Source organism: Paraburkholderia sp. PREW-6R (assembly GCF_039621805.1).
In the GTDB taxonomy this organism is placed as follows: Bacteria; Pseudomonadota; Gammaproteobacteria; order Burkholderiales; family Burkholderiaceae; genus Paraburkholderia.
Genome location: NZ_CP155073.1, coordinates 1,476,398 through 1,489,541 on the forward strand (window position 1 = coordinate 1,476,398; position 13,144 = coordinate 1,489,541).

Consider the following 13,144-nt stretch of genomic DNA (forward strand, 5'->3'; position numbering starts at 1 on the left):
TCATTCGTCCGGGGCCGCTTCGTCCGGAGTGCGTGTGTTCGGATCGGTGTGGGTGCTTGTGTGCGGGGCCTTGTCTTTGGCCTTGCTCGCTCTGGCCGGGCGTTTCGCAGGCGATGCCGATGCGGCGCGCGCTCTGGTCACGGAGCCGCGGCGTCGAGCGAGCAGCGCGTCGGCGTTTTCGCCGGCGAGGCGCCGCTCCAGATAGTCGAGATCCGGGCTCAGCTCGGCGCGCAGCTTGTGCGCTTCCTTGAGTTCACGCCGCATGCTCTCGATGCGCGCGTCGAGCGCCTGGACCTGCTGCGCAATGGCGTCGCGAATCTGCTGCAGGGATTCCGTTGAATAACGGTGAGCACCGTCGACCGGCTCGAGTGGACGCTTGAGCATCTCGGTGATGCTGTGCAACGAAAATCCGAGCGAGCGCAGGCGCAATATGCGGCCAAAGCGCTGCAGGTCTTCTTCGTCGTACAGACGATAGCGGCCTTCGCTGCGAGTCGGCGAAACGAGCCCGCGTTCCTCGTAATACTTCAGCGTGCGCGCCGTGACGCCGAGGCGTTCGGCGGCCTCGCGTACGGTCATCAGGGAGGAGGCGTCGTCCGGCATGCGCTGCCCTTGGTCTCGCTCGTTGGGTGGTTGGCAAAAGCGCATTGTACGTCAACGTGTACGTTCACGTACAGGTTTGCTGTTTTCACGATGGATTCGGCTTCAGAACTGCACGCGAAAAAAACCGCCCGGGCGGGCGGTTTTTCTGAATCGCGCGCAACAGCCTTAGCTGCCGCCGCCACGACGCATCATGTCGAAGAACTCCGAATTGCTCTTCGTTTGACGGATCTTGTCGAGCAGGAATTCCATCGACTCGACTTCGTCCATGTCATGAATGAACTTGCGCAACACCCAGATCTTTTGCAGCACTTCCGGTTTGATCAGCAGTTCTTCGCGACGCGTGCCCGACTTGTTCAGATTGATCGACGGGTAGACGCGTTTCTCAGCCAGGCGACGTTCGAGGTGCACTTCCATGTTGCCGGTGCCCTTGAACTCTTCGTAAATCACGTCGTCCATGCGGCTGCCGGTTTCGATCAGCGCCGTACCGATAATGGTCAGCGAACCGCCTTCCTCAATATTGCGCGCCGCGCCGAAGAAGCGCTTGGGCCGTTGCAGCGCGTTGGCGTCCACACCACCCGTCAGCACCTTGCCCGAGGCCGGCACGACGGTGTTGTATGCGCGCGCGAGACGCGTGATCGAGTCGAGCAGAATCACCACGTCGTTTTTCATTTCGACGAGGCGCTTGGCCTTTTCGATCACCATTTCGGCAACCTGCACGTGACGGGCTGCCGGTTCGTCGAACGTGGAGGCGATCACTTCGCCTGCGACCGAACGCTGCATCTCCGTCACTTCTTCCGGGCGTTCGTCGATGAGCAGCACGAACAGCACGACATCCGGATGGTTCTGTTTGATGGCGTGCGCAATGTGCTGCAGCATCACGGTCTTACCGGACTTCGGCGACGCCACCAGCAAGCCGCGCTGCCCCTTGCCGATCGGCGCGATCATGTCGATGATCCGGCCCGTGACGTTTTCTTCGCCACGCATTTCACGTTCGAGCAGCAACACCTTGTTCGGGTGCAACGGCGTCAGGTTTTCGAACATGATCTTGTGCTTCGAGGCCTCCGGCGGCTGGCCGTTGACCTTGTCCACCTTCACCAGCGCGAAATAGCGCTCGCCGTCTTTTGGCGTACGCACTTCGCCTTCGATCGTGTCGCCCGTATGCAGGTTGAAGCGGCGAATTTGCGACGGGCTGATGTAAATATCATCCGTGCTGGCGAGGTAGGAGGTTTCCGGCGAACGCAGGAAACCAAATCCGTCCGGCAGCACTTCGAGCGTGCCGTCGCCGAAAATCGTGTCGCCCGTTTTGGCTCGTTTTTTTAGAATGGCGAACATCAATTCCTGTTTGCGCAGGCGGTTCGCACTTTCGATCTCGAGGCCATTGGCCATCTCGATCAATTCGGACACGTGCAGAGTCTTAAGCTCGGATAAATGCATACGGAGAACCCGCAGGAGAAGGTGCGACGAAATGAAATCTGGGAGGAGAGTGAGCGGAACCGCTCAAGGACTTACACGTCTTTTCGACGTTTTGCGGATTCTAGCATAGCACACGCCAATTTCCGCCAGTGCGACGGACAGGCATCTTTCCCGGCCGGCGTGTTGCCGACTGACAACACGCGTCGGCATTGCGTGCCGCGCCGTCTGCAAGACGCGCGGCACGCAGTCATAGCCAATTTACAGGTTGCCGTCGAGGAAAGCGGTGAGTTGCGACTTCGACAATGCGCCAACTTTCTGCGCGGCGACAGCGCCGTTCTTGAACAGGATCAGTGTGGGGATACCGCGCACACCGAACTTCACCGGCGTGGACTGGTGCTCATCGACATTGATCTTGGCGATCTGCAGGCGATCGGCGTAGTCCTTCGCGACCTCGTCCAGAATCGGCGCGATCATCTTGCACGGACCGCACCATTCAGCCCAGAAATCGAGCAGCACGGGTTTGTCGGATTTAACGACGTCCTGTTCGAACGATGCGTCGCTAATATGCTTGATTTGTTCGCTCATTGTATGAATACCTCTATCGGTTCGAGGCCCGCCTGAATTGCTCGCCACGATACGTCAAAAACCAGGGGAAACTTCCGTTCGCTTTGCCGCCACCCGAAGCCGGTTCAGCTTACGCCGCGAACTGTCAAACTGGTTCGGGAGTACGCTCAAGCCTCACATGTGCGGGTCATTCGAATGCCAGTTTAGCTTAATTCGCTATGCGTTGCCGGGGGCGATAGTACCCATCAGGGGCAGCGGGGCCGGGAGCTGCCAGTGAAGTGCCACATGGTTCTTCAACAGCGACATCCTCTATCTGGCGGCTCGCCACGCAAACTCAAGTGCCTTGGCACACGCGTCGGCGCATTGCTGTTTATATGAGATGAGGTTAGCGATTCGGCGCATCGCAAGCGTTCTGGTCGTATTAACAGTCGCGCGACGGGCCGAGGGATGATAGAATCTTTCGTGACGGGCCTCCTCGCATGGAGGGATGGTCAACCTGGTCAGGTCGGGAACGAAGCAGCCACAGCCGTTTTCCACCAGTGCCGAGGGTCAGGCTCGTCACCTTCCTCCTTCTGTTCTCCGCGCAGTTCTCTCCCTATCGGCTGTTCGCTGTTTTCCGCGTTGGCTGTCCGCTATTTTTCGAGTTTTATCGCAGTGGCCCGTTGTCTCGCTCGCCACCCGCTCCCAGCCTATGAGCTTTGCGCGCGTGTTGTGCTCGAGGGCAACCTCGCTGGGTGCTGCCGAAGCGTTTATCCGTTGCCTGAACTATTTTTTTCTATCGCGGCTTTAGCCTGATTCAATCAGGCGGCAGCGTGTGCTCGCGCACCGCTCCGAAACGATTTGCGCGGCAGTGTTACTGATACAATTTCCAAATGACCTATCAAGTTCTCGCACGCAAATGGCGGCCGAAGGATTTTGCCTCGCTCGTCGGACAGGAGCACGTGGTGCGCGCGCTCACGCACGCGCTCGATGGTGGCCGTCTGCACCACGCCTATTTGTTTACAGGCACACGCGGCGTCGGCAAGACCACCCTCTCGCGTATTTTTGCGAAGGCGCTGAATTGCGAAACCGGGGTGACCTCCACGCCGTGCGGCGTGTGCCGCGCGTGTCGCGAGATTGATGAAGGGCGGTTTGTCGATTACGTCGAAATGGACGCGGCGAGTAATCGCGGTGTCGACGAAATGGCGGCGCTGCTGGAGCGCGCGGTGTATGCGCCAGTCGACGCGCGTTTCAAGGTCTACATGATCGACGAAGTGCACATGCTGACCAACCACGCGTTCAACGCAATGTTGAAGACGCTGGAGGAGCCGCCTTCGCATGTCAAATTCATTCTGGCCACTACTGACCCCCAGAAGATTCCGGTTACGGTGCTGTCGCGCTGCCTGCAGTTCAATCTGAAGCAGATGCCGGCGGGCCATATCGTGTCGCATCTCGAGCACATTCTCGGCGAAGAGGGCGTGCCCTACGACGCGCAGGCGCTGCGCCTGCTCGCTCGTGCGGCCGACGGCTCGATGCGCGACGCGCTGTCGCTGACCGATCAGGCGATCGCCTATTCGGCCAATCAGGTGAACGAGGAAGCGGTGCGCGGCATGCTGGGCGCGCTTGATCAGAGCTACCTGATCCGCCTGCTCGACGCGCTGGCGGACGGTGACGGCGCGGCCGTGCTCGCGATCGCGGACGAAATGGCGCTGCGCAGCCTGTCGTTTTCAACGGCGTTGCAGGATCTGGCGAGCCTGTTGCATCGCATTGCGTGGGCGCAGTTCGCGCCCTCGTCGGTGCTCGACGAGTGGCCGGAAGCTGCGGACCTGCGTCGTTTCGCCGGCGTGCTCAGCGCCGAAAAAGTGCAACTGTTCTACCAGATCGCGACGATCGGCCGGAGCGAACTGGGCCTTGCGCCCGACGAATACGCGGGCTTCACGATGACGCTGTTGCGCATGCTCGCGTTCGAGCCAGCGCCGACGGGCGGCGGCGGTGCGGCGGGTCCCGCGTCTGCATCAACGCAATCGGGAGCGGGTGGCTCGCCGGCTACGCGACGTGCGGGCTCGCCGGTGACGGCTGCGCAGCAGGGCGGGTCGGCGGCGTCGGTCAAGTCGGCGTCGGCTGCTGCAACGTCCGTGGCTTCGGCGGATGAGGGCATGGCCGCTGCGGCGACTTTCGAAGCGTCCGTGGGTAAGGGGGAGACGCCTCGCGACGGGTTGGCGGGCGGGAACGCCGCGCGAGCGCTCGCACCGTGGGAAGACGAACCCGCCGGATCCCCGTCAGCGAACGCTTTGCAAACGTCCCAAACGTCCCAGCCGCCCGCGCAAGGGGAGGCATCCATAGCGGCCGCGCCCGCACCCGTCGCTGAACCAAAAGTTTCGGAATCGTCTTCAGCACCCGAAGTTACGACAGCCTCCGCGCCGCGCGCCGTGTCGTCGGTGGCTCAAGCCCCGTCAGCATCCGGAACCATCTCTGCGCCCGACGAACCCGCGCCCTCGACCCCGCTCAGTGGCCCTGCTGCCGCAGCGTTGGCGCGTGCCGAGGAGGCCGCACCTTTGGCCGCGTCGCAAGAACTGCCGCCTGCGGCAGACACTGCGCCACGTCGCGCGGGCGGTGCGAGTGCCGCACTCGACGTGCTGCGTTCTGCCGGCCTCAAGGTGTCGTCGGATCGAGGGCGCGTGAGCGCTGCGGGCGTCGCGAAGCCGGCTGCGCCCAAGCCGGCCACACCTACGCCGGCTACCGCTATATCGGCGGCGCCTATATCGGCCGCGCTCAAACCAGCCGCGTCCAAACTAGCCGCCCCCAACCCAGCCGCCGCCAGGCCCGCAGCGTCACGTGCGCCGGTGCCGACCCCTGCGGCGCGAGGCCGCGTGTCGGACCAGAGCGCCGCTGCGTCCGCGCATGATGCGTCGGCCGGCCGGAACACCGCATCACAAACAGCCCAACGCGAGCAGTCCGCGAGACCCGCGCAGCGCAGCGCCACGGAGCAGAATGGGTCATCCGTCCCGCCTTGGGACGATATGCCGCCGCCTGACGAGTACATGCCGCTCACCGCCGCTGACGAGGGTTACTACGGCTTCCCAGACGACAATGACGTGCCGGCCTTCGACAGCGGTCCGGACGACATGCGCATGAATGGCGCGGCGGCCGCCGCGCCGGCGCCGGTGGTCGATCAGCGTCCGCTGCCGCCTGCCGTGCCGCTCGACCCGCTGGGTTTCAATGGCGACTGGCCCGCGCTGGCGGTCGATCTGCCGCTCAAAGGCATTGCGTATCAGCTCGCGTTCAACAGCGAACTGACGGCGCTCGAAGGCACCACGCTCAAACTGAACGTGCCGGTGCCGCAGTATGCGGAAGCGTCGCAGGTCGCGAAGCTGAAGGCGGCGCTTGCCGAGCGGCTCGGCCAGAATGTCGACGTGCTGGTCGAAGTCGGCGCCGCGCGCCGCACGGCGGCCGCGCACGACGCTGCCATGCGTGCGCGGCGTCAGCAGGAGGCCGAGCGCGAAATCGGCGCCGATCCGTTCGTGCAGTCGCTGATCCGCGAATTCGGCGCGAGTATCGTGCCGGGCTCCATCCGCCCGATTACGCCGGACGCCGGCTCGAACGGCGCGTCGTCCGCTCACTGATTCGCCGCGTCAGAGCACGCGTTTTTCCGAATTTCACGCTTTTACGAAGGAGCATTTCCATGATGAAAGGCCAACTCGCCGGGCTGATGAAACAGGCCCAGCAGATGCAGGAAAACATGAAGAAGATGCAGGAGCAGCTTGCGCTGATCGAAGTGGAAGGACAGTCGGGCGCCGGTCTCGTGAAAGTCACGATGACCTGCAAGAACGACGTGCGCCGCGTGTCGATCGATCCAAGCCTTCTCGCGGACGATAAGGACATGCTGGAAGACCTCGTCGCGGCCGCGGTCAACGACGCCGTGCGCAAGGCCGAAGCCACTGCCCAGGAGAAGATGGGCGGCATGACCTCGGGCCTGCCGCTGCCGCCGGGATTCAAGCTGCCGTTCTAAGCGCGTGGGCGGCGCGGCGTCGCGCTTTGCTGGTCGGCAGCGCTGCTGCGCTCGCGACGCATCAAAAGGTCTGTCGCGGTTGCGCGGCTTGCGTCGTCGTTGCCGCATGTGTCCGGCAATACAAACGGCGCACTGACGGCAGCCGATGTGCTGCATGAAATACGCCGCGGCGGCGCTCCGCATGACGGACTGGCTGCGCCACGTCTGCATCGCTCGGTGCGCCTGCTGGTCCGCGCGGCGCTGGCTGCCGAAGCGGCACGGTTGTTGTCAAAGCGCCGCGCCTGCCTCCACAGCGCCGCGCCTGCCTCCAAAGCGCGGCACCTGCTGTCAAAGCGCCGCGCCTGCTGTCGAAGCGTCGCGCCTGCGCCGGAACTGCGCCGGGCGCCACGCAGCCGTTGAATCACCGCATTGCAACCCGCATATCAGGCATCTCCTACTTCGACGCCGATCCGCATGAAACAACCTTCCGCCTTGTCGGCGCTCGTCGAAGCGCTGCGCGCGCTGCCCGGAGTCGGGCCCAAGTCTGCGCAACGCATGGCCTACCACCTGATGCAACATGACCGTGACGGCGCTGAAAAGCTCGGCCGATCGCTGCTGTTCGCCACCGAGCATCTGCGGCACTGCGAAAAGTGCAACACGTTCACCGAAGCGCAGATCTGCGAGGTGTGCCTCGATGAAGAGCGCGATCCCGCGCTGCTATGCGTGGTTGAGACGCCCGCCGACCAGATCATGCTCGAGCAGACCATGACTTATCGCGGCCTGTATTTCGTACTCATGGGACGTCTGAGTCCGCTCGACGGCATCGGTCCCAAAGAGATTCATTTCGACCGGCTGGTCAGGCGAGCGTCGGACGGCATTGTCAAGGAAGTCGTGCTCGCCACCAATTTCACCAACGAAGGCGAAGCCACCGCGCATTATCTCGGTCAGACGCTCAAGGCGCGCGGTCTCGCCGTGACGCGTCTCGCGCGCGGCGTGCCGGTGGGCGGCGAACTCGAATATGTCGATGCGGGCACGATTGCCCGCGCCATGCTCGACCGTCGCTCCATGTAGTGCGTGGCGGCGCGAACGTGCCGCCGTCACTTCCGTCAAACGAGAACGAGGAGACACATGAGCGCCACCCCCGAATCAGGCGCGGGCGCCGCGCCCGACCGCCATTCCGGTCCATCCAGTCAATCTGCACAGTCCGATCGCGCAACGTGTCCATCGCGAGGGCCGCTCGCCGGCGTCAAGGTGCTCGAACTCGGCACGCTGATTGCCGGCCCGTTCGCCGCCCGCTTTCTCGGCGAGTTCGGCGCCGACGTCATCAAGATCGAAGACCCAAAGGGCGGCGATCCGCTGCGCAAATGGCGCAAGCTCTATCCGGAAGTGGGCGGCACGTCGTTGTGGTGGGCCGTGCAGGCGCGCAACAAAAAGTCCGTGACGGTCAACCTGAAGGCCGAAGAGGGCAAGGACATCGTGCGGCGTCTTGCGAAAGAAGCGGACATCGTCGTCGAGAATTTCCGGCCTGGTCTGCTCGAAAAACTTGGGCTAGGCTATGACGTGCTGTCGGCGGACAATCCGGGCCTCGTGATGGTGCGCCTGTCCGGCTATGGTCAAACCGGGCCGTATCGCGACCGACCCGGATTCGGCGCGATCGCCGAGTCGATGGGCGGCTTGCGGCATATCACCGGTTATCCCGATCTGCCGCCGCCGCGCATTGGCATTTCGATCGGCGATTCGATTGCCGCTCTGCACGGCGTGATCGGCGCGCTGATGGCGCTCCATCACAAGCAGGTGAACGGCGGCAAGGGGCAGGTGGTCGACGTCGCGCTGTATGAAGCCGTCTTCAACATGATGGAAAGCGTGGTGCCCGAATACGGCGTGTACGGCATGGTGCGCGAGCGCACGGGCGCGTCGCTGCCGGGCATCGTGCCGTCCAATACCTATCCGTGCCGCGACGGCAGCATCGTGATCGGCGGCAATAGCGATCCGATTTTCAGGCGGCTGATGATTGCGATCGACCGCGACGATCTCGCGAACGATCCGGCGCTCGCGCATAACGACGGCCGCGTGCCGCGCACGCAGGAAATCGACGGCGCGATCGCGGCCTGGCTCGCCACGCGCACGATCGACGAAGCGCTGGCCGTGCTGAACGCGGCGGACGTGCCGGTAGGCCGCATCTACAGCGTGGCCGACATGTTCACCGATCCGCAGTTCATGGCACGCCAGATGATCCAGCGCTTCAAATGGCAGGATGGTCAGGACATCACGCTGCCCGGCGTCACACCGAAGCTGTCCGACACGCCCGGCGAAACCCGCTGGCTCGGTCCGGAACTGGGTGAACATACCGATGAAGTCCTGCAATCGCTAGGTTATGATGCAGACCACATTGCAAGGTTGCACGCGCAACAGATCGTCTAGCGCGGCAGCCGGGCGGGGCGTCGTGCGAGCGGCGTCCCACGCGTCGCGGCAAAAATGAAAGCCGATAAAAAACCGGATAACAAGAGTTGGAGACTGAAGACCATGCAACGCAGAACTTTCCTCGCCGGTAGCGCCGCGCTCGCGGGCGCGACGCTCGCCGCCACGCCGCTTGCCTTCGCTCAGGGCAAGCCGGAAACCGCCAAAGTGGCGATCGCGGTCGGCGGCAAAAATCTCTTTTATTACCTGCCGCTCACCATTGCCGAGCGCCGCAATTATTTTAAAGACGAAGGACTCGACGTCGAAATCTCCGATTTCGCGGGCGGCTCGCAGGCGCTGAAAGCGGCCGTCGGCGGCAGCGCGGACGTCGTCTCCGGCGCGTTCGAACATACGTTGCTGTTGCAGGCGCAAAAGCAATCGTTTCGCGAGTTCGTGCTGCAAGGACGCGCGCCGCAGATCGTGCTGGCGGTGTCGAAGAAGACGATGCCCAACTACAAGTCGATCGCGGACCTGAAGGGCAAGAAAATCGGCGTGACGGCGCCGGGCTCGTCGACCTCGATCATGGCGAGCTTCGTGCTGGCCAAAGCAGGGCTGAGCGCGAAGGACGTCGCGTTCATCGGGGTGGGCGCGGGCGCCGGCGCGATTGCCGCGTTGCAGTCCGGACAGATCGACGCCATCGCCAATCTCGACCCGGTCATCACGAAACTCGAGCGCACCGGGGAGGTTCGCGTGGTGTCGGATACGCGCACACTCGCCGACACGCGCAGCGTGTTCGGCGGCGATATGCCGGCCGGTTGCCTGTATGCGTCGCAAACGTTCATCACGAAAAATCCGAATACGACACAGGCGCTCACCAACGCGATGGTGCGCGCGCTGAAGTGGCTGCAAACGGCCACCGGCAGCGAGTTGATCAACACGGTGCCCGAAGGCTATCTGCTGGGCGATCGCGCCGTGTATCTCGACGCGTGGCAGCACGTGAAGGAAGCCATGTCGCCCGACGGCCTGATGCCCGCCGACGGTCCGGCGACGTCGCTCAAAACGCTGCAGGCTTTCGATCCGAACGTGCAGGGCAAGCCGATCGATCTGTCGAAGACGTGGACCAACGATTTCGTGAAGAAAGCGCTCGCTACCGTCAAGGTGTGAGTGCCGCCGCAGCGACTGCGTGAGCAGCCCGACCACGATCTTCCAAGCGAGCCGAACGATGACTGTTGCCGCCCTGGCGCTCGAAAACATCACCTGCACGTTTGCTGCGCGCGATAAGCGCGCGCAGCGTTACACAGCGGTCAAGGACACGACGCTGCGCATTGCGCCGGGCGAATTCGTGTCGGTGGTCGGCCCGACCGGCTGCGGCAAGTCCACGCTGCTGAACATCGGCGCCGGATTGCTGACGCCGTCCACGGGCACGGTCAGTGTGTTCGGCGACCCGCTGAAGGGCGTCAACCGGCGCGCGGGCTACATGTTCCAGGCGGACGCGCTGATGCCGTGGCGCTCCGCCATCGACAACGTCATGGCCGGCCTTGCGTTCCACGGCGTGCCGGCGGCGCAGGCGCGCGTGAAGGCCGACGAGTGGCTCAAGCGCGTCGGTCTGGGCGGCTTCGGCGACCGGTATCCGCACCAGTTGTCGGGCGGCATGCGCAAGCGTGTCGCGATGGCGCAGACGCTGATTCTCGATCCGGACATCATCCTGATGGACGAACCGTTTTCGGCGCTCGATATCCAGACCCGTCAGTTGATGGAGAACGAGTTGCTCGACCTGTGGGCCGCGAAGCGCAAAGCCGTACTGTTCATCACACACGATCTCGACGAAGCGATTGCAATGTCCGATCGTGTCGTGGTGCTGTCGGCGGGACCGGGCACGCATCCGATCGGCGAGTTCACGATCGATCTGCCGCGTCCGCGCGACGTCGCCGAGATTCGCGCGCATCCGCGTTTCGTCGAGTTGCACGCGCAGATCTGGAGCGTGCTGCGCGACGAAGTACTCAAAGGCTATCAGCAGCAGTTGACCGCCGTCTAGTCGCGTCCCGTCGCTTCGCGGTGATGCGCTCCGGTATGCGCGTCGAACAATCGTCAAAGGCAAATCGAGTCATGTGGAAGACGCTGCGCCCGAACCGGGCGAATCTGGTGATCTGGCAATGGTTGCTGCTCGTGCTGAGCTTCCTGGTGTGGTACGTGCTGACCAGCCCGACGCTTTTGCCCGCGTTCTATTTCGACGACCCGAACAAGGCCGCGTTCTTTTTCGGCGAGCCGCAGAAAGTGCTGCAGCGGATCTGGGAGTGGTTCACGGGCGGCGAGATTTATCTGCATCTATGGATCACGCTGGTCGAAACCGTTCTTGCGTTTGCGCTCGGCACGGCGCTCGGACTGGGCGTCGGCTTGTGGCTCGCGTTATCGCCGCTCGCGAGCGCGTTGTTCGATCCGTATATCAAGGCCGCCAATTCGATGCCGCGCGTGATTCTCGCGCCGATCTTCGGCGTGTGGTTCGGCCTTGGCATCTGGTCCAAGGTCGCGCTCGGGGTCACGCTGGTGTTCTTCATCGTGTTCTTCAACGTCTATCAGGGCGTGAAGGAAGTGAGTCCGGTCGTCCTCGCCAACGCGCGCATGCTCGGCGCGAACCGCAAACAGCTGTTGCGCTTCGTCTATCTGCCGAGCGCGATGAGCTGGGTGTTTTCCAGTTTGCATACGTCGGTGGGGCTCGCGTTCGTCGGGTCGGTGGTGGGCGAGTATCTCGGCTCGGCGCGCGGCGTCGGCTACCTGATCCTGCAGGCCGAGGGCACCTTCGATATCAACACCGTGTTCGCAGGCATTCTGGTGCTGACGGCGTTCGCGCTGATTCTCGATGCGATTGTCGGCATCGCGGAACGGCGGTTCATGAAGTGGCAGCCAAAGACAGGTGACACGGAAAAGCTCTGATTACGAAGAAAACGGCGTTCGGTTCATCGATCAGTCCACGAACCGGACACCGTTTTTCCATCTCGCGAATCGTGCTGACGGGCAGCGCCTGCGACCTACGGCGTCACCACGACTTTGCCGATCACCCGCCGCCCGGCCATGTCGCGCAACGCTCGGCCGGTTTCCTCGAGCGTGTAGCGCGCCGACACATAAGGCTTGAGCTTGCCTTCGCCGATCCAGCGGGTCATCTGCTCCAGGGCCGTGTGGTTATGCTGCGGCTCGCGCTTCGCAAAATCGCCCCAGAAAACGCCGACCACGCTTGCGCCTTTCAGCAGCATCAGATTCAACGGCAGTTTGGGAATCTCTCCGTTCGCGAAGCCGACCACCAGATAGCGTCCGCGCCAGCCAATGCTGCGAAACGCGGGTTCTGCATAGATTCCGCCGACCGGGTCGTAGATCACGTCGGGGCCTTTGCCTTCGGTGAGCGCGCGGATCCGCTCGCGCAAGTCCTCGGTGCTGTAATTGATGGTGGCGTCCGCGCCGTGCTTCACGCAGGCCGCGAGTTTCTCGTCGCTGGATGCCGCCGCGATCACGCGCGCGCCTAACGCCTTGCCGATTTCGACCGCTGCAAGACCGACACCACCGGCCGCGCCCAGCACGAGCATCGTCTCGCCGGCTTTCAGTCCGGCACGATCGACCACCGCGTGGTGCGACGTTCCATAAGCCAGCGTGAAAGCGGCGGCCAGCTCGAAAGGCACGGTGTCGGCAAGCGGCACGCAGGCCGCCTCTGCTGCCACGGCCTGTTCAGCAAAACCGCCCGAGCCCGTATAAGCAACGACGCGCGAACCTGGCCTGAACTGCGTGACGCCTTCGCCGACCGCGCGAACGATGCCCGCGAATTCGGAGCCCGGCGTGAACGGCAGCGGTGGTTTGAACTGGTATTTGTTCTCGATGATCAGCACGTCGGGAAAGTTGACGGCTGCGGCTTTTACGTCGATCACGACATGGCCGGGCGGCGCCTGCAGGTCTGGCAGGTTTTCGACAACCAGGCTCTCCGGGGGGCCGTATTGATTACAGCGGATCGCGCGCATCGTGTCTCCATGTCGAACAAGGTTTGGTGAAGGACTGCCTGTGGGGCGTCGTGCTCATTCTGAGTGTAAAACAATGCGCACGACCGTGCGTTTTCATTGTGTGGCGGACTCGCCAGACGGCGTTGCTGCTGAACGCTGTCAGGTGAATTAGCGCGTGTTGCGCGCTGCGTGGATGCCGGGTCGTGTGTCGTTCGCGCGCCAT

Annotated in this window: 11 protein-coding genes and 1 other RNA gene; 8 read left to right on the forward strand and 4 right to left on the reverse strand. The window is 63.2% G+C overall.

Annotated elements, in window-relative coordinates; genetic code table 11:
• From AAGS40_RS06425 to trxA, 3 genes are all read right to left on the reverse strand, one after another.
• Positions 1–600 (reverse strand): MerR family transcriptional regulator, encoded by a 600-nt coding sequence (locus tag AAGS40_RS06425; RefSeq protein ID WP_345813919.1) that lies wholly within the window; start codon positions 598–600, stop codon positions 1–3.
• A gap of 165 nt (positions 601–765) precedes the next feature.
• Positions 766–2,034, reverse strand: a complete 1,269-nt coding sequence (rho, locus tag AAGS40_RS06430; protein ID WP_006048863.1) for a transcription termination factor Rho — start codon at positions 2,032–2,034, stop codon at positions 766–768.
• Between the two features lie 237 nt (positions 2,035–2,271).
• Entirely contained in the window at positions 2,272–2,598 is a 327-nt protein-coding gene (gene trxA / locus AAGS40_RS06435) for a thioredoxin TrxA (protein ID WP_006048864.1), read from the reverse strand.
• Positions 2,599–3,041: 443 nt separating this feature from the next.
• On the opposite strand from trxA, the gene ffs reads away from it, so the two are divergent.
• From ffs to AAGS40_RS06475, 8 genes are all read left to right on the forward strand, one after another.
• An RNA gene (ffs, locus tag AAGS40_RS06440) (signal recognition particle sRNA small type) lies at positions 3,042–3,140 on the forward strand.
• Positions 3,141–3,449: 309 nt separating this feature from the next.
• Positions 3,450–6,179 (forward strand): DNA polymerase III subunit gamma/tau, encoded by a 2,730-nt coding sequence (gene dnaX, locus AAGS40_RS06445; RefSeq protein WP_345813948.1) that lies wholly within the window; start codon positions 3,450–3,452, stop codon positions 6,177–6,179.
• 59 nt (positions 6,180–6,238) lie between these two features.
• Positions 6,239–6,565 (forward strand): YbaB/EbfC family nucleoid-associated protein, encoded by a 327-nt coding sequence (locus tag AAGS40_RS06450; RefSeq protein ID WP_345813949.1) that lies wholly within the window; start codon positions 6,239–6,241, stop codon positions 6,563–6,565.
• 453 nt (positions 6,566–7,018) lie between these two features.
• Positions 7,019–7,615 (forward strand): recombination mediator RecR, encoded by a 597-nt coding sequence (gene recR, locus AAGS40_RS06455; RefSeq protein WP_345813950.1) that lies wholly within the window; start codon positions 7,019–7,021, stop codon positions 7,613–7,615.
• A 57-nt stretch (positions 7,616–7,672) separates the two neighbouring features.
• A complete protein-coding gene (locus AAGS40_RS06460) occupies positions 7,673–8,965 on the forward strand; it encodes a CaiB/BaiF CoA-transferase family protein (RefSeq protein ID WP_345813951.1) in 1,293 nt (430 codons plus the stop codon).
• A 102-nt stretch (positions 8,966–9,067) separates the two neighbouring features.
• Complete coding sequence (locus AAGS40_RS06465; protein ID WP_345813952.1) at positions 9,068–10,105, forward strand: ABC transporter substrate-binding protein; 1,038 nt, start codon at positions 9,068–9,070, stop codon at positions 10,103–10,105.
• Positions 10,106–10,163: 58 nt separating this feature from the next.
• Positions 10,164–10,976: an ABC transporter ATP-binding protein gene (locus tag AAGS40_RS06470; protein WP_345813953.1), complete on the forward strand. Its 813-nt coding sequence runs from the start codon at positions 10,164–10,166 to the stop codon at positions 10,974–10,976.
• A gap of 71 nt (positions 10,977–11,047) precedes the next feature.
• Positions 11,048–11,872 (forward strand): ABC transporter permease, encoded by an 825-nt coding sequence (locus tag AAGS40_RS06475; protein ID WP_345813954.1) that lies wholly within the window; start codon positions 11,048–11,050, stop codon positions 11,870–11,872.
• Positions 11,873–11,967: 95 nt separating this feature from the next.
• On the opposite strand, the gene AAGS40_RS06480 is transcribed toward AAGS40_RS06475, so the two are convergent.
• Entirely contained in the window at positions 11,968–12,942 is a 975-nt protein-coding gene (locus AAGS40_RS06480) for an NADPH:quinone oxidoreductase family protein (RefSeq protein WP_345813955.1), read from the reverse strand.
• Positions 12,943–13,144 lie beyond the last annotated feature (202 nt).

Coding starts and splice junctions, on each gene's coding strand:
- AAGS40_RS06460 (WP_345813951.1), top strand. CDS start 7,673: ATGAGCGCCACCCCCGAATCAGGCGCGGGCGCCGCGCCCGACCGCCAT.
- dnaX (WP_345813948.1), top strand. CDS start 3,450: ATGACCTATCAAGTTCTCGCACGCAAATGGCGGCCGAAGGATTTTGCC.
- recR (WP_345813950.1), top strand. CDS start 7,019: ATGAAACAACCTTCCGCCTTGTCGGCGCTCGTCGAAGCGCTGCGCGCG.
- AAGS40_RS06425 (WP_345813919.1), bottom strand. CDS start 600: ATGCCGGACGACGCCTCCTCCCTGATGACCGTACGCGAGGCCGCCGAA.
- AAGS40_RS06475 (WP_345813954.1), top strand. CDS start 11,048: ATGTGGAAGACGCTGCGCCCGAACCGGGCGAATCTGGTGATCTGGCAA.
- AAGS40_RS06450 (WP_345813949.1), top strand. CDS start 6,239: ATGATGAAAGGCCAACTCGCCGGGCTGATGAAACAGGCCCAGCAGATG.
- AAGS40_RS06470 (WP_345813953.1), top strand. CDS start 10,164: ATGACTGTTGCCGCCCTGGCGCTCGAAAACATCACCTGCACGTTTGCT.
- rho (WP_006048863.1), bottom strand. CDS start 2,034: ATGCATTTATCCGAGCTTAAGACTCTGCACGTGTCCGAATTGATCGAG.
- trxA (WP_006048864.1), bottom strand. CDS start 2,598: ATGAGCGAACAAATCAAGCATATTAGCGACGCATCGTTCGAACAGGAC.
- AAGS40_RS06465 (WP_345813952.1), top strand. CDS start 9,068: ATGCAACGCAGAACTTTCCTCGCCGGTAGCGCCGCGCTCGCGGGCGCG.
- AAGS40_RS06480 (WP_345813955.1), bottom strand. CDS start 12,942: ATGCGCGCGATCCGCTGTAATCAATACGGCCCCCCGGAGAGCCTGGTT.